The sequence below is a fragment of the Streptomyces lavendofoliae genome (genome assembly GCF_014649735.1).
In the GTDB taxonomy this organism is placed as follows: domain Bacteria; phylum Actinomycetota; class Actinomycetes; order Streptomycetales; family Streptomycetaceae; genus Streptomyces; species Streptomyces lavendofoliae.
In genome coordinates, this window is sequence record NZ_BMTP01000020.1 from 25,652 (window position 1) to 43,019 (window position 17,368).

At 71.1% G+C, this 17,368-nt stretch carries 30 protein-coding genes; 21 read left to right on the top strand and 9 right to left on the bottom strand.

Features of this window, described 5'->3' with window-relative positions; all coding sequences use genetic code 11:
• The first annotated feature begins 1 nt into the window (after position 1).
• From IE109_RS28785 to IE109_RS28880, 20 genes are all read left to right on the top strand, one after another.
• Complete coding sequence (locus IE109_RS28785; RefSeq protein WP_189554295.1) at positions 2 to 1,000, top strand: DUF5131 family protein; 999 nt, start codon at positions 2 to 4, stop codon at positions 998 to 1,000.
• Positions 997 to 1,542, top strand: coding sequence for a RusA family crossover junction endodeoxyribonuclease (locus IE109_RS28790; protein WP_189554296.1), 546 nt, complete (start codon positions 997 to 999; stop codon positions 1,540 to 1,542). The genes IE109_RS28785 and IE109_RS28790 overlap by 4 nt, the downstream gene beginning before the upstream one ends.
• Positions 1,539 to 2,285, top strand: a complete 747-nt coding sequence (locus IE109_RS28795; RefSeq protein WP_189554297.1) for a WhiB family transcriptional regulator — start codon at positions 1,539 to 1,541, stop codon at positions 2,283 to 2,285. Before IE109_RS28790 ends, IE109_RS28795 begins: the two co-directional genes overlap by 4 nt.
• 215 nt (positions 2,286 to 2,500) lie before the next feature.
• Positions 2,501 to 3,205: a hypothetical protein gene (locus IE109_RS28800; protein ID WP_189554298.1), complete on the top strand. Its 705-nt coding sequence runs from the start codon at positions 2,501 to 2,503 to the stop codon at positions 3,203 to 3,205.
• A gap of 1 nt (position 3,206) precedes the next feature.
• Entirely contained in the window at positions 3,207 to 3,743 is a 537-nt protein-coding gene (locus tag IE109_RS28805) for a single-stranded DNA-binding protein (RefSeq protein WP_189554299.1), read from the top strand.
• 158 nt (positions 3,744 to 3,901) lie between these two features.
• On the top strand, positions 3,902 to 4,084 hold the full coding sequence (locus IE109_RS28810) for a hypothetical protein (RefSeq protein ID WP_189554300.1): 183 nt from the start codon (positions 3,902 to 3,904) through the stop codon (positions 4,082 to 4,084).
• Between the two features lie 237 nt (positions 4,085 to 4,321).
• A complete protein-coding gene (locus IE109_RS28815) occupies positions 4,322 to 4,714 on the top strand; it encodes a hypothetical protein (RefSeq protein ID WP_189554301.1) in 393 nt (130 codons plus the stop codon).
• Positions 4,715 to 4,998: 284 nt separating this feature from the next.
• Positions 4,999 to 5,493 carry a hypothetical protein gene (locus IE109_RS28820; RefSeq protein ID WP_189554302.1) on the top strand — a complete coding sequence of 165 codons (495 nt, stop codon included), beginning with the start codon at positions 4,999 to 5,001 and terminating at the stop codon, positions 5,491 to 5,493.
• A 3-nt stretch (positions 5,494 to 5,496) separates the two neighbouring features.
• Positions 5,497 to 5,991, top strand: coding sequence for a hypothetical protein (locus IE109_RS28825; RefSeq protein ID WP_189554303.1), 495 nt, complete (start codon positions 5,497 to 5,499; stop codon positions 5,989 to 5,991).
• A 4-nt stretch (positions 5,992 to 5,995) separates the two neighbouring features.
• Complete coding sequence (locus tag IE109_RS28830) at positions 5,996 to 6,832, top strand: hypothetical protein (RefSeq protein WP_189554304.1); 837 nt, start codon at positions 5,996 to 5,998, stop codon at positions 6,830 to 6,832.
• Entirely contained in the window at positions 6,829 to 7,413 is a 585-nt protein-coding gene (locus IE109_RS28835) for a helix-turn-helix domain-containing protein (protein ID WP_189554305.1), read from the top strand. The genes IE109_RS28830 and IE109_RS28835 overlap by 4 nt, the downstream gene beginning before the upstream one ends.
• A gap of 118 nt (positions 7,414 to 7,531) precedes the next feature.
• Positions 7,532 to 7,771 carry a hypothetical protein gene (locus IE109_RS28840; protein ID WP_189554306.1) on the top strand — a complete coding sequence of 80 codons (240 nt, stop codon included), beginning with the start codon at positions 7,532 to 7,534 and terminating at the stop codon, positions 7,769 to 7,771.
• A gap of 214 nt (positions 7,772 to 7,985) precedes the next feature.
• Positions 7,986 to 8,510: a hypothetical protein gene (locus IE109_RS28845; RefSeq protein ID WP_189554307.1), complete on the top strand. Its 525-nt coding sequence runs from the start codon at positions 7,986 to 7,988 to the stop codon at positions 8,508 to 8,510.
• Positions 8,507 to 8,671 (top strand): hypothetical protein, encoded by a 165-nt coding sequence (locus IE109_RS28850; protein ID WP_189554308.1) that lies wholly within the window; start codon positions 8,507 to 8,509, stop codon positions 8,669 to 8,671. Before IE109_RS28845 ends, IE109_RS28850 begins: the two co-directional genes overlap by 4 nt.
• 166 nt (positions 8,672 to 8,837) lie before the next feature.
• Entirely contained in the window at positions 8,838 to 9,092 is a 255-nt protein-coding gene (locus tag IE109_RS28855; protein ID WP_189554309.1) for a hypothetical protein, read from the top strand.
• A gap of 151 nt (positions 9,093 to 9,243) precedes the next feature.
• A complete protein-coding gene (locus tag IE109_RS28860; protein ID WP_189554310.1) occupies positions 9,244 to 9,396 on the top strand; it encodes a DUF8636 domain-containing protein in 153 nt (50 codons plus the stop codon).
• Between the two features lie 63 nt (positions 9,397 to 9,459).
• The gene (locus IE109_RS28865) at positions 9,460 to 9,798 is read left to right on the top strand and encodes a DUF6233 domain-containing protein (protein ID WP_229891682.1); all 339 of its coding nucleotides are present in this window, start codon (positions 9,460 to 9,462) and stop codon (positions 9,796 to 9,798) included.
• 111 nt (positions 9,799 to 9,909) lie between these two features.
• Positions 9,910 to 10,215, top strand: coding sequence for a hypothetical protein (locus IE109_RS28870; RefSeq protein WP_189554312.1), 306 nt, complete (start codon positions 9,910 to 9,912; stop codon positions 10,213 to 10,215).
• Positions 10,216 to 10,279: 64 nt separating this feature from the next.
• Positions 10,280 to 10,726, top strand: coding sequence for an Aca2/YdiL-like domain-containing protein (locus IE109_RS28875; RefSeq protein ID WP_189554313.1), 447 nt, complete (start codon positions 10,280 to 10,282; stop codon positions 10,724 to 10,726).
• Positions 10,727 to 10,728: 2 nt separating this feature from the next.
• On the top strand, positions 10,729 to 11,478 hold the full coding sequence (locus tag IE109_RS28880) for a MucR family transcriptional regulator (RefSeq protein WP_229891683.1): 750 nt from the start codon (positions 10,729 to 10,731) through the stop codon (positions 11,476 to 11,478).
• Positions 11,479 to 11,490: 12 nt separating this feature from the next.
• Here IE109_RS28880 and ku read toward each other — a convergent pair whose 3' ends face one another.
• The 6 genes from ku to IE109_RS28910 form a co-directional block, all read right to left on the bottom strand.
• Positions 11,491 to 12,396 (bottom strand): non-homologous end joining protein Ku, encoded by a 906-nt coding sequence (gene ku / locus IE109_RS28885; protein ID WP_189554314.1) that lies wholly within the window; start codon positions 12,394 to 12,396, stop codon positions 11,491 to 11,493.
• Between the two features lie 93 nt (positions 12,397 to 12,489).
• Positions 12,490 to 12,666, bottom strand: coding sequence for a hypothetical protein (locus IE109_RS28890; protein WP_189554315.1), 177 nt, complete (start codon positions 12,664 to 12,666; stop codon positions 12,490 to 12,492).
• Positions 12,667 to 12,865: 199 nt separating this feature from the next.
• Positions 12,866 to 13,135 (bottom strand): hypothetical protein, encoded by a 270-nt coding sequence (locus IE109_RS28895; RefSeq protein ID WP_189554316.1) that lies wholly within the window; start codon positions 13,133 to 13,135, stop codon positions 12,866 to 12,868.
• A 59-nt stretch (positions 13,136 to 13,194) separates the two neighbouring features.
• Entirely contained in the window at positions 13,195 to 13,413 is a 219-nt protein-coding gene (locus IE109_RS28900) for a hypothetical protein (RefSeq protein WP_189554317.1), read from the bottom strand.
• The gene (locus IE109_RS28905; RefSeq protein ID WP_189554318.1) at positions 13,410 to 14,159 is read right to left on the bottom strand and encodes a zinc metalloprotease; all 750 of its coding nucleotides are present in this window, start codon (positions 14,157 to 14,159) and stop codon (positions 13,410 to 13,412) included. The genes IE109_RS28900 and IE109_RS28905 overlap by 4 nt, the downstream gene beginning before the upstream one ends.
• A 157-nt stretch (positions 14,160 to 14,316) precedes the next feature.
• Positions 14,317 to 14,505: a hypothetical protein gene (locus IE109_RS28910; RefSeq protein WP_189554319.1), complete on the bottom strand. Its 189-nt coding sequence runs from the start codon at positions 14,503 to 14,505 to the stop codon at positions 14,317 to 14,319.
• A 301-nt stretch (positions 14,506 to 14,806) separates the two neighbouring features.
• Here IE109_RS28910 and IE109_RS28915 point away from each other — a divergent pair, with 301 nt between their 5' ends.
• Entirely contained in the window at positions 14,807 to 15,862 is a 1,056-nt protein-coding gene (locus IE109_RS28915) for a phospholipase D-like domain-containing protein (RefSeq protein WP_189554320.1), read from the top strand.
• A 56-nt stretch (positions 15,863 to 15,918) separates the two neighbouring features.
• On the opposite strand, the gene IE109_RS28920 is transcribed toward IE109_RS28915, so the two are convergent.
• The 3 genes from IE109_RS28920 to IE109_RS28930 are packed head-to-tail and all read right to left on the bottom strand — an operon-like array spanning position 15,919 to position 17,367.
• A complete protein-coding gene (locus IE109_RS28920) occupies positions 15,919 to 16,434 on the bottom strand; it encodes a hypothetical protein (protein WP_189554321.1) in 516 nt (171 codons plus the stop codon).
• Entirely contained in the window at positions 16,431 to 16,589 is a 159-nt protein-coding gene (locus IE109_RS28925; RefSeq protein WP_189554322.1) for a hypothetical protein, read from the bottom strand. The genes IE109_RS28920 and IE109_RS28925 overlap by 4 nt, the downstream gene beginning before the upstream one ends.
• A complete protein-coding gene (locus IE109_RS28930) occupies positions 16,576 to 17,367 on the bottom strand; it encodes a hypothetical protein (protein ID WP_189554323.1) in 792 nt (263 codons plus the stop codon). The genes IE109_RS28925 and IE109_RS28930 overlap by 14 nt, the downstream gene beginning before the upstream one ends.
• Position 17,368: the final 1 nt, after the last annotated feature.

The window sequence follows — 17,368 nt, forward strand, 5'->3', positions numbered from 1 at the left end:
CATGGCCGACACCACCACCATCGAATGGACCCGCAACGACGACGGCACCCCCGGCCGCACCTGGAACCCTGCGACCGGCTGTAGCAAGATCAGCGCCGGGTGCGACAACTGCTATGCGGAGACCATCGCCGAACGGTTCCGCGGCCACGCCGCCTTCCCCAAGGGCTTCGACATCCACGTCCGCGCCGAGAAGGTCAACGACCCCCTCACCTGGCGCAAGCCCACCCGCGTCTTCGTCAACAGCATGTCCGACCTCTTCCACGCCGACATCGACCAGGCATGGATCGCCGACATCTTCGCCGTCATGGCCGCCGCCAGGAAGCACACCTTCCAGCTCCTCACTAAGCGCCACGCCCGCATGCGGCACCTCCTCAACGACCCCGCCTTCACCGCCCAGGTCCGCACCCGCGCCCTTGGCAAGGGCCTCCCGGCCGACGCCTGGCAGTGGCCCCTCCCGAACCTGTGGCTCGGCGTCAGCGTCGAGAACCAGCAGTGGGCCGACATCCGCATCCCCGCCCTCCTCCGCACCCCCGCCGCCGTACGGTTCCTCTCCTGCGAACCCCTCCTGGGGCCTGTGAACCTCACGCGTCTTCCGTACCGCGGCGACGTCGACTACGTCATCGACGCGCTCGCCGGGCGGTACGGCATCCGGGAACCGCGTGAAGCCTTCCGCTTCGGCATGGCCGGCTTGGGAACCATCGACTGGGTCATCGCCGGTGGCGAGTCCGGACGCCGGGCCCGCGCCATGCACCCCGACTGGGCCCGTAGCCTCCGCGACCAGTGCGCCCAGGCCAACGTCCCCTTCTTCTTCAAGCAATGGGGAGAGTGGGCACCCACCGGCTACCTCGTCATCGGCGGCACGGCGCGCGGCGCCTACCTGATCGGCGACCCCGTGGACGACCTCGGCCACCGCGTCGAGATGGAGCGCGTCGGCAAGAAGACCGCCGGCCGCGACCTCGACGGCCGCACCCACGACCAGTTCCCGGCGGTGACCCGATGACCGTCACCGCCCCCGACTCGATGCTTCCCGACACCTGGGACCCGGTCGCCGTCATCACCGTATACGGCACCCCCGCCGGGCAAGGCCAGGTCAGCTTTAACGGACGCGGCCGCGGAGCCCGCCACACCAACGAGAAGTGGCTCAAGCCCTGGCGCGCCGCCATCATCCAGGCCACCCGCGACCGCACCGGCTGCCACGGCTACACCGACTGGGACGGCATCTGCCTCACCTGCCGCGTCCCCAAGCCGCAGCACGGCCTCTACGCCAACACCCCGGTCCGCGTCGAACTCACCGTCACCGTCGACAAGCCCAAGTCGAACCCCAAGCGCAAGCGGACCTGGCCCATCACCCAGTCCAGCACCGACATCGACCACCACGCCCGCGCCTGCCTCGACTCCCTCTCCAAGGCCGGCGTCATCAAGGACGACTCCCAGGTCACCGAGCTACTCGCCCGCAAGGTCTACCCCGGCGAACACCCCGAAGCCCTCGACCAGCCCGGCGCCGTCATCCGCCTCTACACCCTCACCGGAGCCCTGTCATGACCCTCAACGCGCCGTCCTTCGAGAAGCGCCGTACGCGGCCTGCCGACACCCCCGAGAACCGGATCCTCACCGCGGTCCGCCTGGAGCCGGAGTCGTCCGACTGGCGTGCCCGCAGCGGGTGCAGGGGCATCGACACCGACATGTTCTTCCCCGTCGGCTCCGGCGCCGAGGTGCAGGCTCAGACCCGGTACGCCAAGAAGGTGTGCGGCCAGTGCCCCGTGCTGAAGAAGTGCCGTAGCTGGGCGCTCGACAGCGGGCAGGAGGGCGGCATCTTCGGCGGGATGACGGAGCGGGAACGGAAGCGGGTGCTGCGGGCCCGGACCGGGCTGAAGGGCACGCCCATTTCCGCGTCGCTGATGGAGATGGCGCAGGCATTGAAGGTCGCCGACGAGTGGGGGCCGCAGCTGCGGCAGTGGCTGGCGGACGGCGTGATGCTGGAGCAGATGGCGAAGCGGATGGCCGGCGAGGACCTCCAGACGCCCCGGAAGGACGGGATCCCGCGTATCCGGGTGGTGCGGCTGGCGTTCCACGTGCTGGGCGTGGAGCTCCCGACCGGGTATGCCGGGTTGTCGTCGCCGCCGCGCACGACGCCGGCGCTGGACAAGGTGCGGGCGAACTGGCCGCTGGTGACCGAGATGCGCAAGCAGGGGCGCGGGCTGCGGCCGATCGCGGCGAAGCTCGGCGTGAACCCCGACGTCGTGCGCCAGGCACTGAAGGACCAGGCCGTGGAGGTGGCGGCATGAGCAGGCCGATTCCGCCTCACGGGCACGCGAACCGCTACGCCTACGGCTGCCGCTGCGCGCCGTGTACCAGGGCGGCCTCACGCGCGGACACGGAACGGCGGCTGGATCGGCTGGCCGGACGAAGCCGCAGTGTTCCCGCCGGGGCCTGCACCGCGCATGTGCGACGGCTTCTGGAGGGCGGCTTGTCGGCTAGCCAGATTGCACGGGAGGCCGGCGTGGAGACCTCCACGATCCGGCGCCTGCTGGCCGGGCAGAAGACGATCCGTCGGACGACCACGGAGAAGCTCCTTGGTGTCTCCTTGGACGTACGGCCGTCCGTAGGGGACGTGCCCGCCTTGGGGGCGACTCGACGGGTTCGCGCCTTGTACGCCCTCGGACACTTCAACTGGGAGATCGCCGAGGCAGCCGGAATTTCACGGGACGCTGTGTGTGCCCTGGCCCAGGGATCGTGGCCCACCCTCAAGGTCGCGGCGGACGACGGCGTGCGAAGGGCGTACGACCAGTTGTCGATGCTGACCGGCGGGTCATGGAAGACGCGGCGGCTGGCCGAGCGGCGAGGATGGGTTCCTCCTCTGGCATGGGACGACGACAGCATCGACGACGCGAATGCGGTGCCGTTGACCGATGCGCTGGCCCCGCCCCCCACCGCCGGCGATGACGTCGTCGCCCGGTTCCTGATGGGCGAATCCGTTGTCCTCGACCGGAATGGTCGACGCGAGGCCCTGCAGCACCTCATGGAGTGGACCACGCTGACGCCCGAGGAGATCGGTGAGCGTCTGGAGATGGAGCCGGACTCCGTCAGCCGGGCGTGGGAGCGGATCAAGCGGAGGGCCCGGCTGGAAGGTGGGCGGGTGCCCTGGCGTCGGGTGTACATCCCCCAGCAGGACTACAAGCGAGACGAGATGGAGAAGGTGGCCTGACATGGCTGGAGAGTGCGTGATCACCGTGGTCGGCAACCTGGTGGACGAGCCGGAGTTGCGGTTCACGCCGGGCGGGGTGGCGGTGGCGAAGTTCCGGGTGGCGTCGACGCCGCGCACGTTCAACAAGCAGACCAGCGCCTGGGAGGACGACAAGGACGGCAGTCTGTTCCTGTCGTGCTCGGTGTGGCGGCAGGCGGCTGAGCACGTGGCCGAGTCGCTGCAGAAGGGGATGCGGGTCATTGTGCAGGGCCGGTTGAAGCAGCGGTCGTACGAAGACCGGGAGGGGGTGAAACGCACGGTGTTCGAGCTGGAGGTGGAGGAGGTCGGGCCGAGTCTGCGAAGCGCGACGGCGAAGGTGACGAAGGTGTCGGGTGGCCGGCGGGATGCGGTGCAGGAGGCGCGGCAGGCGCAGTCGGCGGAGTCGGTGCGGGATCCGTGGGATGCGTCGACGCCGGGTACGCGCGGCGGCCAGCCGCCCGGGCAGGGTGGTGGGCAGGCCGGCGGGAGCGGGTGGGGGGATCAACAGCCGCCGTTTTGATGGTGGTGCTGGTGCAGAGGGTCCGGTCCTTGGGTGGGGGTCGGGCCCTTTGTCGTGGGCGGGAAAACAGGAATAACCTATTGCTTTAGCAATAGGTTATGTGTCATGCTGGCAGGGCCGACAACGCAGGGCACAAGCCCGCAGAAGGGGACACCACGATGGCCAACATCACCCCCGACCAGGTCCTCGCCGTCATCAACCTCATCGCCCACGACGACGACCTCTACGACCGGTTCATCAACGCCACTGACCAGCTCAACACCCCCCGCGCACACGACGGGCACGCCCCCGAGGCCCTCACCGTCGAGCAGCTCGCCGCGGACATCGCCTCCGCCGCCTGACCCACCAGCCCGGGTCCCCGCCGCCCCCTTGCCGGGGACCCGCAGCCGTCCCGCCGCGACACCCCCCTCCTCGCCCGGGACGGCACCCAGGGCCGCGCCCCGCCCCCATCCCCCTGCCCGGGGCGCGGCCCGCACCTTCCCCCCCACCCACAGACGGGCCGCCTGCCCAGAACCACCGGTTTCGCAGCCGGGCAGGCGGCCCACCCCCCTTTCCGCGCGCTCCACGAAGGACCGTCCATGACCACCATCACCCGCAACCGCGACATCCCCGCCCCGTATGGCTGCCGCTGGTGCGGCGACGAGAAGCGCCGCCACGGCAAGCAGTGGGTGCCCACCATCGGTCTGCACTCGTGGCACGAGCCGACACAGGAGCAGATCAAGGAACGCATGTGGTGTCGCCGGAGTATCCGCCTGAGCCTGGCGCCGACGCAGTACCACGCCACCACCGCCTGGGCGGCCGACCACACCGGCGAGAGCGCCGACCCGTATTGCGCGGACTGCAAGACGGACGGGTGCCGTCCGTGGCAGCGGATCCAGGACCGACTCAACCATCAGCGCTGGGGGCTTCCCAGGGTGCCGCGCGGCGGGCAGCCGGGCGGATGGGGCGGCTATGAGGCCGAGCCGTTCTGACCAGCGGGACCCATCCCCGTACGAGCTACGCCGCCAGCTGCAGACGCCCACCGACCACTACCAGGGCCTCCGGCCCGGCGACACGGTGACCGTCCACCTCAGCGCCGGCGACCAAGCCCTCCTCGCCACCGCCCCCCACCCTGACCGGCACCGTCCGGTCCACGTGCGCGTACGGCGCGCTCATCTCCTGCCCCCACGCCGGCGGGACGTTCGACCTGTACGTCCGCCACCGCGACCCCCACGGCCACTGGCACCGCTGAACCGCCCGCGAGAGAAGGCCCCGCATGACCTACACCCCCGCCGACGCCCAGGCCGACACCATGGGCGTTTGGGACCGCCGACAGACCCAGTACAACCGGCCCCGCATACCGGTCCAGTGGACGCAGACCACCGCTGCCGACGGCACGCCCCTGATCTCCGGCCGGCTCATCAGCCCGGGCGCCGCCGACGCGCTGCTCCGGTTCGTCCGCGAAGGCACGCTCACCCTCGCCTACCACGCTGGGGCGTGCCAGCAGCCGACGTTCGACACCACCGTCACGGGCCGCACGGTGTGCGCGTGGCGGACCGGCGGGGTGTGGGTGGAGCTGTGGCACCCCGACACGGCGCCGAAGCCTGCCCGGCCCACTGCCCCCTCCCCGTCCCCCGCGACGGTGCCCCAGGCCGCCCCGGGGATCGCTCCGGCGCCGGTGTCCCGGCTCGCCGCCCTGCTCCGCACCCGCGCCGGCGACCGCCTCCCCACCCGACGCACCCGCAAGCCCGCCCTCACCAAGGAGAACTGACCCATGGCTGATGTCCATGAACCCGGCGCCTACTACTGGAACGCGGACTCCAACTACTGCAGGCACGGCGCCGAGCCCGACATCGAGAACGATGATGCAGCCTGGGACGCCTGGTGCGACAAGCACCCGATCAGCGACGACGGCCGCATCTGCCTTGACGCCCCCGCCGGTCAGGCCTGCCTCATGTGTTCAGCCGAACACGGCGACATGGTCCCGTGGGACCGCTGCGAAGGCCGCGACCACGTCCGCCCCGCCCGAGGCGTCACCCCGGCCCCCGAGCCCGAGCACCAGCCGGTCCCGGTCTGGATCGGCGGCCTGGAGTGCCTGGAGCGGGAGTGCGACGACTACTTCACCGACGACGGCGACGACAAGCCCGACGTCGAGATCTGCTCGCACGTCCGCGAGGCCACGTCCTGCTCCTGCCGCCGGGTGGCGTCCGGCGAGTACGTGCTGGAGCCCTGCCCCGCCCTTCTCGCCACCGCAGCCAAGGAGAACTGACCTCATGACTGACACCGCCCCCCAGACACCGGAGCAGCTCCTCGTCGACCTCGGCGAGCTCCACATCCGCACCCTCGTCTCCCCGCAGCCGAAGCACCCGTCCGCCGTGGGGTGGCAGGCCACCGCTGGGGCCATGGCCGCCGGGTTCGCCCGCACCCTCCATGCCCTGCTCGAAGTGGCGCCGGACAAGGCCGCCGAGATCACCGACTGGTTCCAGGGTCCCTTCGAGGAAGGCCCGGACCCGGAGGAGCACACGGACTGGCTGGAGCGCACCGTCGCGAAGAGCCCCGACGTGTTGGAGCAGTGGGTCACCGAGGGCCAGGAACTGGCCAAGAAGGCGCAGGCGGCCGTAGAGGCCTGGGAGGCCAAGCCGCAGGACGTTGGCATCGAGTTGGAGGCGATCCACGGGCACTTCGGCCTGTCCTACGCCAACTACATGGTCCTCCCGCGCACGCTGCTGCAGTCCATGCCCGACGCGTGGCAGGCCCGGTTCGTCGCCATGGTCGACGAGCTGCACGAGGCGTTCCGGCACGTCGAGCAGCCGGAGGCGTACAAGGTCGAGGCCGCGACCGAGCACATCGTCGGCGAGATGACCGACCTGCAGTTGAAGATGGCGCGGATCTCAGTGGACCGGTACGGCGGGGAGGAGCCGCCGCCCAAGCTCGCGGGGGAAGCGCTGGCCGAGTGGGAGGAACAGCACGAGACCGACCCGACGTACACCGACGAGTACGGCCACGCGCTCGACCCGGGCGAGCGGGTGCTGATCCCGACTGTGGATCCGGTGCCGTACTACAACCGCGGGCGTGCCCGTGTGGAGCCGCGCCTGGGCGGTGAACGGTGACCGTACGCAAGACGCTGGGCCCGTCACCAGTCGGTGGCGGGCCCGGCCCCCTCACAGACACCGAGTACGCCGTGCTGCGGCAGGCAGCCATGGGCGACACGTACGCCGTCATCGCCGAGCGAATGGGATACACCGAGAAGAGCGTGGCGAAGATGGCGCTCAGGCTGGCACGGAAGCTGGGCGCCAGGAACATCACCCACGCCGTCTACCTGGCATGCGAGAAGGGCTTGCTCCAGGCCGACGGGCCACGGCCGCGTGAGAACGAGGTGCTGTCGGCACCGAGTATCCGCCTGCTCCAGTCGCTCATGGCCGAAGGGTTCAGCCTGTCGTTCATCGCCGAGCGCATGGGCATGGGGCAGCCCGAGCTGAGTGTGCTGATGAACCGGCAGCACATCACGCCGCTCACAGAGCTGAGGGTGCGACGCGTGTTCGTAGATCTGGCTGGCAGGGATCCGCTGGAGGCAGGTGTCCATCCGCGGGGCCGTACCCGGGCGTTGAACCGTGCCCGGACCGAGGGCTGGGAGGTCGTCCCGACCGAGGAGCTGACGCGGGTTCGCCGCTCCGTTCTGCACGCTGCGTAGTCACTGTCCGGCGGTCCACGACCCCGGATTCGGACATCTTCGACACCCGCACCGGCCGGATACCCGGCATGGCCGACGGGAGCCTACTCACAGTCACATTACGTCCGTGGAGGTTCGGATGAGCAGCACACACCGTGGATTTCTCGTCTACACCGCCCTCGTCGTCGCCATCGGCACCGTGAACGCGGCTGTCTGGATCGCGGTGACGGGCGAATACCGGCCCCCGGTCTGGGCGACGTGCCTGGCGGCGGTGCTGTCGCTGCTGATAGCCGACCAGCTTGAGCGGGCCTGGGCCCGCCGGCATACCCGCCGGGCCCGGGTCGCCCGGGTGCGTGCGCACCGGCGGGCGGGCCGGTGAAGCGGCGCCGTGGCTGGTGCCCGGTCTGTGGGCGCCCGAGCGCCCTCACACGCGCTGGTCGCGTCTGGGAGCACGGCCCGGGCTGCCCCGGCGCCGGCCGTATGCCCGCCGACGCCCCGCCCCGTGAGCACATCTGGCCCGCGCGGTACCGCGGGCGCCGCGTCACCACCATCCGTGGCGGCATCGACCGCTGGACACCCACCGAAGGAGCAGCATGACCCAGCCCGAGCGCCAAGAGGCGATGACCGAGCGGTCGACGGAAGCAGCGCTGCGCGCGCGCCTCCTCCTGGCGCAGCGGCACGCCCACACCACGGACGCGGAGCGCGCCGAGGCCGATGCCCGCTTCCACCAGGCGCAGGCCGCGCTGGAGCGGGCGAACGCCCGGGAGGCCCGGACCCATGCCGACGCAGTGAACGCCCACACCGCAGTCGCGGAGGTGCGGCGCCTGTGCGACCTGACCATCAGCTCCTCGGTACGCGTGCAGGCGGTCGCCCAGGCCCGAGACACGTTGGCCGTCATCGATTCCTGCATGGCCGGGGAGACGGTGCCGGGAGACGGGGCGTGGGGCACGGTGTGGCTCCACGGGAACTGGCGGTACCTGACCAGCCAGATGACGACGGCGGAACGCGAGGCGGCTGCGGACGCGGTCGCCCGCTGGAACGCCGCCCTGAACGCCGATGACGGGAACGTCGAGGAGGGCGAGCCGGACGGGCTGCGCTGGTGGAGGGACGACCGGTGACCGACTACAGCCTCGACGACCTCAACCGGCTCGCGGCACGCTGGGAGCACGGCCACGCCGAGCTGGTCCAGGACTGCGCTGTGTGCCGGGCGGAGTTCGCCGCGGTGATGCAGCTGGTGCACGGGTGTGAGCAGCCGTGCGACCCGGGCCCGTACACCTGACCTCTTCCCGGCGCTGGTGCGGCGGGCGTACGGTGAAAGTCCTATGGGGCCACCAAGGAGCGGCCCGGCATCCCCTGGACGGGTGCCGGGCCGCTTTCGTGCGTCCGGGGCCGGGCGGCGTGGTCCTGGCGGGCGCCGGTCGAAGTGGCGGCTTAGGATCCCCGGCGTGGAAGAAGATGATCAGGAGAAGGCGCGCAGAGAGTCGCACGCCCGGTTGGTGGCGCTGAAGGTGGCGTCGGTGGAGGCGCAGGCACGGGCGACGGCGGAGGGGTACAGCTCGGAGGCGTGGGCGCCGTGGCGGGCGGCGGCCGGGGCGTACCAGGCGGCGCTGACGGAACACGCGGCAGCGTTCGGGTTGAACCGGTACGAGGTGGAGCGGGCGGTCAACGAGGAGGTGCTGCACCCGGAGCCGAACGAGTAGCGGCCGCCAGACGGCGGCCGCAGGTCGGTGCGGGGCGCGCGATGTCGGGTCCAGCGGTGTTGTCAGTGCCGCGTGCGAGTCTGTGGTGGCCCGGCGGAGCGCCAGGTGGAGCCGGTGCTGGCGTGCGTACTGGAGAGAGCGGAGAGCAGTGATGGTGAGCTATCGAGTCGAGTGGACCCAGGATGGTCGTCGTCGTACGTCGGTGGTGAGCTACGACGAGCCGAGCGCGAAGGGGCGCAAGGCGGATCTTGAGGCGGCTGGTGCTGTGGATGTCGTGATCGTGCGGGTGAAGCCGGGCGAGTAGCCGGCCCTGGGGGTGGGTGTCCCCGGGATGTCGTGGGGTGCCCGCACCCATAGAATCGAACTTGTGTCCGACCTTCCGCCGCCGTACCCGCCCGACGAGGAGCGTCTCGCCGTCCTGCAGACGTGGCTGGAGGTGCAGCTGGCGTACGTCCGTGACGCCCGGGCCGCGCTCGCCCGGCGCGCCGAGATCCAGGTACGTACGGCGCCGCCCGCACCCCCGCCGTACCGGCTGCAGCGGGGTCTGGACGCCGCCCGTACCGTGGTCCGGGTTCACCTGGGGGACTGTGCCCTGGCGAAGAAGGGGCCGGGGGTGGATGACCTGGCGGCGCGGCGCGCGCTGGTCGAGGGTGTCGAGGCGTGCGCGGTGTGCCGGCCGGACAGTGAGCTGGGGATGCTGGACTGAGCGTCCCGGGCGGGTCTGTGCCCCCACCCCTTGCGCTTCCTAAAATAGGAAGCTACCTTGGAGGTGTCAGGTCAGGGGAACAGCCCCAGACCCCGCCGGAAGGAACCGGTCATGACCACCACCCACTTCACCGCCTGGCTCGTCAACGACGCCTCCTGCCTCGACCAGCCGTACATGGACCTCACCATCCTGGAAGACGAGCTGCTCGGCGAAGACCCGGCAAACCACGCGGCGTGGACCACCGACGGCAGCAAGCCGATCGCCTTCTACTCCCGCACCACCGTGGACGCCCGCGACGGCGACATCGACCAGGGCATCGCCGAGGCCGAGGCCGCCATGGAAGCGTCCGGGTGGCGCACCGTCGGTTCCTGGGATGTCGTCGACAACGCCTACATCGTCCCCGTCGAACGCGTCTGACCCGCTCGCCCCGGGACGGCCCCGCCTGGACATGGTGGGGCCGTCCTCATTTCAGGAGGAAGCCATGCCCCCAACGACCTACACCGACCCGCCCGGCATGCCCGAGGACGACCGGATGACCGCCGCCGAACTCAAGGTCGTCCGCGAGTACCTGGGCCTGACCGGCGACTGGCTCGCCGCCCACCTGGGCGTCTCCCCGCGCACCGTGCGGCACTGGGAAGCGGGCAAGTACGCCATCCCCGACGGTGTCCGGCTGGCAGTCGAGGACCTCGAACAGCGCACCGCGCAGTTCGTCGCCGGCGTCGTGGAGAAACTGATGGACCTCCCCGACCCCGGTGTGGTGACCTACCGCGACGACGCCGAGTACCACGCTGCGGTCCCCGAGTCGGAGTTCCCGGCCTCCTGGCACCGGGCCGTCATCGCCCGCGTCGCCCAAGAGGTCCCGGCGCTGGCCATCGCCTACGCCGACCAGGTCGACCGCGCGGCCGCCGGCCCCGCCCGACGGGGATAGGCGTGCAGCCGGGACAGACACCGCCGGCCTCCTCGCGGCTGGTCACCCGCAGGGAGGCCGAACCACTGCTCGGGTACGCGTCCGGGAGCTTGAAGGTGGTCATGCAGCAGCAGCGCGGCCGCTGGCCCGAGCCGGTCGCCTGCCGTGTCCGGGGCCGCGCGTTGCTGTGGAACCTCGAGGAGCTGCTGGCAGCCGGGCGGGGGCAGCAGGGCGGGTTACGCTCCCGGCGGCCGGGCGGCGCGGACCCGGACGGGCTGGTCACCTGCCTGATCTGCGGGCGCCGGTTCCGATCCCTCGGCCCGCACCTCGCCCGTATCCACCATGTCACCGCCGCCGAGTACCGTGCCGAGCACCAGCTGCCCGCTTCGGCCACCCTCATGGCCACCGACACCCGCCTGGGCCTGTCGACCGCACGCATCGACGCGATTACCGAGCAGCCGGAGCTGATCGAAAGGATGCGCGCCGCTAACCTCCCCGCCAGTGAGCTGTCCCGGCGCTCGACGGAGGCCCGTTCTGGCACCGACTCCCTACCGGTCGTACGCGCGTCCCGGCGGGCGGGCGCGCTGCGCACTCTGCCGGCGGCGCAGCAGGCCCGGCGTGACGCGCTGGAGGCGGTCGCCCGTGCAGCCGGGTTCGCATCCATGGCCGACGCCATCGAGAACACCCGCGACCTGCCCAGCCGCGCGGCCGCCGAGCGGATCGGCGTTGGCGCCAGCACGGTCAAACGCTGGCGTCAGCGGAAGCCTGCCTAACGGCTGCTGCGGTCAGCCTGCCTTGCGCGGCTTACGCGCCGGGGCCTTCTTCGCCGTCGTCTTCTTGGCGGCTGTCTTCTTCGCCGCGGTCTTCTTCGGCTTCGGCATCTCGTGGACGGTGGCGTCCTCGCCGCTCTCACCGCGGGAGGCCTTGGCCTTCTCGACGGAGGCGTTGAGGGCGGCCATCAGGTCGACGACCTTCCCGGCCGGCTCCGGCGCCTGGCCGACCGGCTGCGGCTCGCGGTGCTCGGCCTTGGCCTGGAGGAGCTCCTCCAGCGCGGTGCGGTAGTCGTCATGGAACTGGGTCAGGTCGTCGGTGGTCATGGCGTCAATCAGGGCGATGGCGCCGTCGACCTCCGAGTCGTCGATGTCCATGGCCGGCGGGGCGACAGCAGCGGGGTCGCGGATCTCGTCCGGCCAGCGCATCGAGTGCAGGGCGATGACCTCACCGTCCAGGACCTGGAGGAGGCCCAATCGCTCGCGGTTGTGCCAGGCGAACTTCGCGATGGCCACCCGGTCCGAGCGGTTGAGGGCCTCGCGCAGCAGCTTGTACGGCTTGGCGGCGACCTGCCCGTCAGCTTGCAGGTAGTACGAGTCGCCGATGCGGATGGGGTCGATGCTGGAGGCGGGGACGAACGCGACGATCTCGATGGCCTTCGCGGTCGGCAGCGGCATCCCGTCCAGATCGGCGTCCGTGACGGGGATGACGGTGTCCTTGGAGATCTCGTAGCCCCGGCCGATCTCGTCCTGGCTCAGGACCTTGTCGTCCAGGGTGCACACCTTCTGGTAGCGGATCCGGCCGCCGTCGGCCTCGTGGACCTGGTGGAAGGAAATGTTGTGCGACTCAGTCGCGCTCAGGACCTTGCACGGGATGGTCACGAGACCAAAGCTGATCGCGCCGCTCCAGACCGGCCGCATCGGGCACCTCCCAGGCTGCCCCCCTGGGGTGGACCCTCAGCCTAAGACGAGGCCGGTCTGGAAGCACACGGAAGCGGCCGGCGCCCGGGGCGGTCAGGCCCCCAATTCCCGGCCTTCCGCGGCCCACCGTTCCATGATCTCCCGGAGGACGGGGTGCCTGTCGAAGTACTCCTCGTCGCTCAGGTGCCCGTCGGGCACGCTGGGGACCATGGTGCGGACGGTGGTTCCGGCCTGGGTGCGCAGGTACCGGACGCTGTACTGGGTCGACATCGCTGGCCTCCACAGAGTCAGGGCGCGCCGCCTGCCCTCCCGCAGGGAGGCCGGGAGGGACGGCGCGGCCCCGCCCATGGAGCACCCCTTGGGCGGGGCCGGTCGCGGGTCTCTCCCGGGGGTGGAAGGGGAGACCCTGCTGATCACAGGCTGACACGTGTTTCGGCCACGCAACAGGGGTGTGACTGAAAAAGGAGCATTACGCGGCGTGGGACGCGTCTGGAGAACGGCATAGCCGCCAGCCACCGAGGCGCAGGTCTTCGGATGTGCGGGCGGTCAGGTCTGCCATCACCCACATCTGCGTGTCCGGAAGGCGGTGGCACGGGATGCCGGTCGCGGACTCGATGATCCAGGTGTCGACCGTGGCGAGGATCTGGCCGCCGTACCAGTCGGGGATGGACAGAAGTGTGGTGATGTGCCCGGCTCGGATCACGATGGCGCGGGTCTCAAAGCGGCGCGTGCGGCTCATTGCGCCCCCTTTACGGCGTGTTGGTGCGGTGTGGGGGGTGGGGCGATCATGCACCGTTTTCAGCCGGAGCGGTAGGGGGTGGCCGGATCAGGCGTGGCGGTTGCGGTGCGGGCGTAGAGCACGGCGCGGTGGGCGGCCGCTTCGTCGTGGCGGCCGGCCGTCTCGAGATGGCGGATGTGCCGGGCGGTGAGGTGCCGGGTGCCGTAGACGGCGAGGACCGTGCCGACGACGGCGCCGGCGAGCGCGCTCCCGGCGATCTGGAGGGGGTCGGCCGTCACTGGCGGAGGTACCAGTTCGCGGCGAGCTGCTGCAGCCCGGGCTGGTCGAACGGGGGCGTGAACTTCCCGGCGTCGACGCTGTTGTAGTAGCCGCCGCGGGGGAAGCACATGAGCGGGCGGGTGCCGGTGGCGGTCGCGACGCACTCGTGGTCCTCCACCGTGCCGTCGCCGTCGAGGTCCTTGTTCGGGTGAGCCAGGCCCATGATGTGCCCGAGCTCGTGGGCGAGGGTGTTCGTGCGGTAGGCGTCGTTCTTGGCCGGGTCGCTGGAGAACCAGGCGGGCTGGGTCCAGTATTCGGAGTCGATCTCGATGTGGCCGCCCCACGCGGAGCCGTTGCTGATCTGGTAGCAGGGCGAGGCTTCGGACATGCCGCGGGCGCCGGTGGGCTGGTGGCTGTAGTGGACGACGATGCGCCGGCGGGCGGGGCAGGTGCCGAGCGGGGTGAGGTCGAGGGTGGTGGTGACGGTCATCGGGATGCCGGTGACTTCGGTGAAGTGGGCGGCGATCCGCTGGTAGTACCGGGTGAGGACGCTCTGGCCGGCCGGGTCGGCGAACGCGATGGTGTACGGCTCGTCGGCGATGGAGTAGATGCCGCGTTCGGTCCAGGCTCGCCAGCCGCGGCCCTCGTAGGTGGGGGTGGTGGTGACCGCGGCGGTGGGGGACGGCGCGGCGACGACTGCCGTGAGGGCGGCGGTGACGGCTGTGAGGATCCCGGCGAGGCGTATGCGGCGGGAGAGAAAAGGCATACACCCCATGCTGGGCACAAAAGAGCCGGGTGTTGCCCCCGGTCAGTGGGCGGCGCGGGCCGGGGTGTGCCTGGCGGCGGCATCGGCTTCGTGATGGGCGCCGCCAGGCATTCATCCAGGGTGGCACGGGGCACTGACAGCCCCGGGTGCCGCTGGCCTACCAGATGGAGTCTCCGAGGGGCCCGAGGAGGGCGGTGACGGTGTCGGCGGGTGCGCTCCAGATGGAGTCGCCCTGGGTGGCGGCCAGCGGGGTCTCGGCGGGTTCGGCTGCGGCGGGCGCGGTGGTGGCGCCGAGGGCGGCGGCGGTGATCAGGGCCAGGGTGGCGATGGCGTGACGAGGGCTCATCAGCGGGTCCCTTCCGGTCGTGCGGGCGGTGGTGAGGGCGGCCGGTTCAGGTTCGCACGGGCCTGTCCGGGGGGCGAGGTGCTGCGCCTCCCCGTAACCGGACGCTTCCTGCTGCGAGTCCCCTGTCGCAACTCCGGCTGGCAGGACGGGAGTTGTTTTCGAGGAGGAAATGCCTGGTTACGGGGAGGTTCCTCGCATGTACGCTCGCGGATGAACGTGCCGGGTTCAACCATTTCGGCGTGCGGGTGATCGCAGTGCGAACAACCGCACGCCTGTGACGGGCGTCACGCGGAGGGTGCGGGTGTCAGGGATGGGTGCGGGCCGGCTGTCGCGGGAGGCACGCGAGCTGTACGGGCGGATCGCCCGCGGTGATCAGGTCGACGTCGACGCCGAGTCCGGGGTGCTGGAGGAGCTGGTGGCGTGGCGGCTGGTCGCCGTCCAGACCGACGGGCCCGGCGGGCCGCAGGGGATGCCGGTGGTGCTGGACCCTGCGGAGGCCGTACGCCGGCACCGCGACGCGGGTCTGGCCCGGCTGGCGGCCGCTGCCCGGGACCTGGTCGACGCCCCGACGGTGGCGGATGAGCTGCTGCCGGAGTTCGAGCGGTCGAAGTGGTGGTCCGGGCCAGGGAGCGAGTTCCTCGCCGAGCAGAGCGTCGTCAACGCCCGGATCGCGGCCGCGGTCGCCGGCGCCAGGTGCGAGCTGCTCACCGCGCAGCCCGGCGGCGGCCGCACCCGCGAGCAGATCGAAGCCGCCCTTGTACGGGACGGCGGGGCTCTGGCGCGGGGGATCGAACTGCGCACCCTTTACCGGGACACCGTCCGCGACGACCAGATCACCCGCACCTACGCCGCATGCATGTCCGGTCGGGGCGCGCAGCTGCGTACCCACATCGGCCCGTTCCAGAAGATGGTCATCATCGACCGCAGTCAGGCGTTCATCGCCGACTACACGGTCCAGGACGCCGGTGCACGCGCGGCGCGGCACGTGAAGGACCGCGGGGTGGTCGCGTTCATCGTCGAGGTGTTCGAGGACGTGTGGCGCCGTTCGGAGCCGTGGCAGGGCGAGGGCCGGCCGTCCGACGACGGCGGCGACGGCGCGGGCGCGCCGCTGCGGACGACGGCGCTGCAGCGGGAGATCCTCCTCGACGCGGAGCAAGGGGTTCTGCAGGGGGTGACAGCGGCGCGGCTGGGGATCAGTCCGCGGCGGCTGTCGCAGGAGGTGTCGTATCTGCGGGAGGCGTGGGGCGCGCCGACGCTGGCGGCGCTGGTCGCGAAGTGGGTCCGGTCGCCGGATCGGGCGCTGGTGGATGAGGACCGGCGGCAGCGCGGGGACAGCGGGCGGGTCGGCGCGGCCTGAACACGGCGAAGCCCGGCCCCATCACGGGGCCGGGCTTCCGTCCGTACGGCGGGGGCTCATTCGCGGACCATGGCGCGGAACCGCTGCCAGACCGCGTTCACGATCGTCCACGACGTCGCGTCCCGCTTCTGGAGGTCCTCCACGTCCTTCTGCGCCCGGAAGAACTGGTCCACGCTGGACGGCACGGTGCTCGGGTCACCGACCAGGGCGCCCGCGAGGGCCTGGGCGTAGGGGCAGTCGTACTGGCTCCATCCGCGGTCGACTGCTTCCTGACGCCACTGCTTGACCAGCTCCCAGCACCGGTCGTTCGCCTCCCGCTCCCGTGCGAAGCGCAGCTCGGCCGCGGCCAGGCGCTCGTCGGGGAGCATCTCGACCATCATCTGCAGGGTCCCGAGAGCGCGGGAGAGGTCGTGACGGGTGTGGGCCTCGCCGGCATGGCTTGCGATGTCGTGCTGAAGCTGGGACAGGCCCAGGACGGTGCTGGTGTCGGTTTGGTCGATGAACCAGTCGCAGGCCATCACGGGGCAGTGGAAGCGGGTGGTGCCGGTCGGTTCGGTCTGCTGCTCGGTCACGTCTGCTCCTGGTCGTCGGCGGGGCGGGGCGCCCAGAGTTCGGTCTGCTGCCAGGTGAGGGGGATCTCGGTCTGGCCGGGGAGGGGTTCGGGTGTGGTGGTGGTGAGCTGCTGCTCTACGCCCCGGAGCCTGGCCCGCGTCTCAGGCGTCGTCACCCGCGTCCTCCATCGGCAGCATGGGCTGGCGCTCGTCGTGGCCCTTCGCCTCCCACTGGCTGCGGTAGCGGGTGACCGCGTCCGCGCAGTCTTGCCGGGCGTGGAAGACGGCGGAGTTCTCGCCGAGGTCCGGGCGCCACAGGTTCGGTCCGGGGAAGCGGACGGCCTGCATGCGGGAGGTGATGGGCTCCGTGCAGCCGTGGCAACATCCCGGCTGGATCGCCATCAACTCCTCGGTGTAGTTCACGGCGGCGGCGATGTCGTTCTCGTTGATCTCGTGCTGACAGGGGGGCAGCTCGCCGCACGCGCGACAGACGGCGTAGTGCTCGGGCAGCACGTCGAAATGTCGAGAGGCCCGGGTCCGGAAGTGGGACGGTTCTGCGGTGGGCTGGCCCTCAGGGCGCATCACCAGCATCACGGGGCGGTCACGCCAGTTCTCCTTCGTCGGACGGTCGCCGTTCGGGTAGCGGTCCCAGTAGGCGCAGGCGTCCGCGAACGCTGTGTCCCATTCCTCGCCCCACAGGTCTAGGGGAAGCTCCCGCACCTCGACGATCCGCCACGGCTTGCGGTCGTGGACGATCAGAACGTCCGGCCCAAGCAGCACGTTCCGCGCGTCGAAGTGCCGCTCGAAGAGGCGCCGGTCTCGACGGCGCTGTGCGCTGGACGGGTTGTCCACGAACATGCTGCCCTTCCGTGCAGGCAGTGGATCGATGTGCCCGTTCTTCGTCGGGGTCCGGGTCTTCCAGTACAGCTGGCCGTTGATGCGGATGCTCGACACG

What these genes read in the sequence shown, in the direction of transcription:
- IE109_RS28785 (WP_189554295.1), top strand. Translation starts at nt 2, where the DNA reads ATGGCCGACACCACCACCATCGAATGGACCCGCAACGACGACGGCACC.
- IE109_RS28790 (WP_189554296.1), top strand. Translation starts at nt 997, where the DNA reads ATGACCGTCACCGCCCCCGACTCGATGCTTCCCGACACCTGGGACCCG.
- IE109_RS28795 (WP_189554297.1), top strand. Translation starts at nt 1,539, where the DNA reads ATGACCCTCAACGCGCCGTCCTTCGAGAAGCGCCGTACGCGGCCTGCC.
- IE109_RS28805 (WP_189554299.1), top strand. Translation starts at nt 3,207, where the DNA reads ATGGCTGGAGAGTGCGTGATCACCGTGGTCGGCAACCTGGTGGACGAG.
- IE109_RS28810 (WP_189554300.1), top strand. Translation starts at nt 3,902, where the DNA reads ATGGCCAACATCACCCCCGACCAGGTCCTCGCCGTCATCAACCTCATC.
- IE109_RS28815 (WP_189554301.1), top strand. Translation starts at nt 4,322, where the DNA reads ATGACCACCATCACCCGCAACCGCGACATCCCCGCCCCGTATGGCTGC.
- IE109_RS28820 (WP_189554302.1), top strand. Translation starts at nt 4,999, where the DNA reads ATGACCTACACCCCCGCCGACGCCCAGGCCGACACCATGGGCGTTTGG.
- IE109_RS28825 (WP_189554303.1), top strand. Translation starts at nt 5,497, where the DNA reads ATGGCTGATGTCCATGAACCCGGCGCCTACTACTGGAACGCGGACTCC.
- IE109_RS28830 (WP_189554304.1), top strand. Translation starts at nt 5,996, where the DNA reads ATGACTGACACCGCCCCCCAGACACCGGAGCAGCTCCTCGTCGACCTC.
- IE109_RS28840 (WP_189554306.1), top strand. Translation starts at nt 7,532, where the DNA reads ATGAGCAGCACACACCGTGGATTTCTCGTCTACACCGCCCTCGTCGTC.
- IE109_RS28845 (WP_189554307.1), top strand. Translation starts at nt 7,986, where the DNA reads ATGACCCAGCCCGAGCGCCAAGAGGCGATGACCGAGCGGTCGACGGAA.
- IE109_RS28860 (WP_189554310.1), top strand. Translation starts at nt 9,244, where the DNA reads ATGGTGAGCTATCGAGTCGAGTGGACCCAGGATGGTCGTCGTCGTACG.
- IE109_RS28870 (WP_189554312.1), top strand. Translation starts at nt 9,910, where the DNA reads ATGACCACCACCCACTTCACCGCCTGGCTCGTCAACGACGCCTCCTGC.
- IE109_RS28875 (WP_189554313.1), top strand. Translation starts at nt 10,280, where the DNA reads ATGCCCCCAACGACCTACACCGACCCGCCCGGCATGCCCGAGGACGAC.
- ku (WP_189554314.1), bottom strand. Translation starts at nt 12,396, where the DNA reads ATGCGGCCGGTCTGGAGCGGCGCGATCAGCTTTGGTCTCGTGACCATC.
- IE109_RS28890 (WP_189554315.1), bottom strand. Translation starts at nt 12,666, where the DNA reads ATGTCGACCCAGTACAGCGTCCGGTACCTGCGCACCCAGGCCGGAACC.
- IE109_RS28895 (WP_189554316.1), bottom strand. Translation starts at nt 13,135, where the DNA reads ATGAGCCGCACGCGCCGCTTTGAGACCCGCGCCATCGTGATCCGAGCC.
- IE109_RS28905 (WP_189554318.1), bottom strand. Translation starts at nt 14,159, where the DNA reads ATGCCTTTTCTCTCCCGCCGCATACGCCTCGCCGGGATCCTCACAGCC.
- IE109_RS28910 (WP_189554319.1), bottom strand. Translation starts at nt 14,505, where the DNA reads ATGAGCCCTCGTCACGCCATCGCCACCCTGGCCCTGATCACCGCCGCC.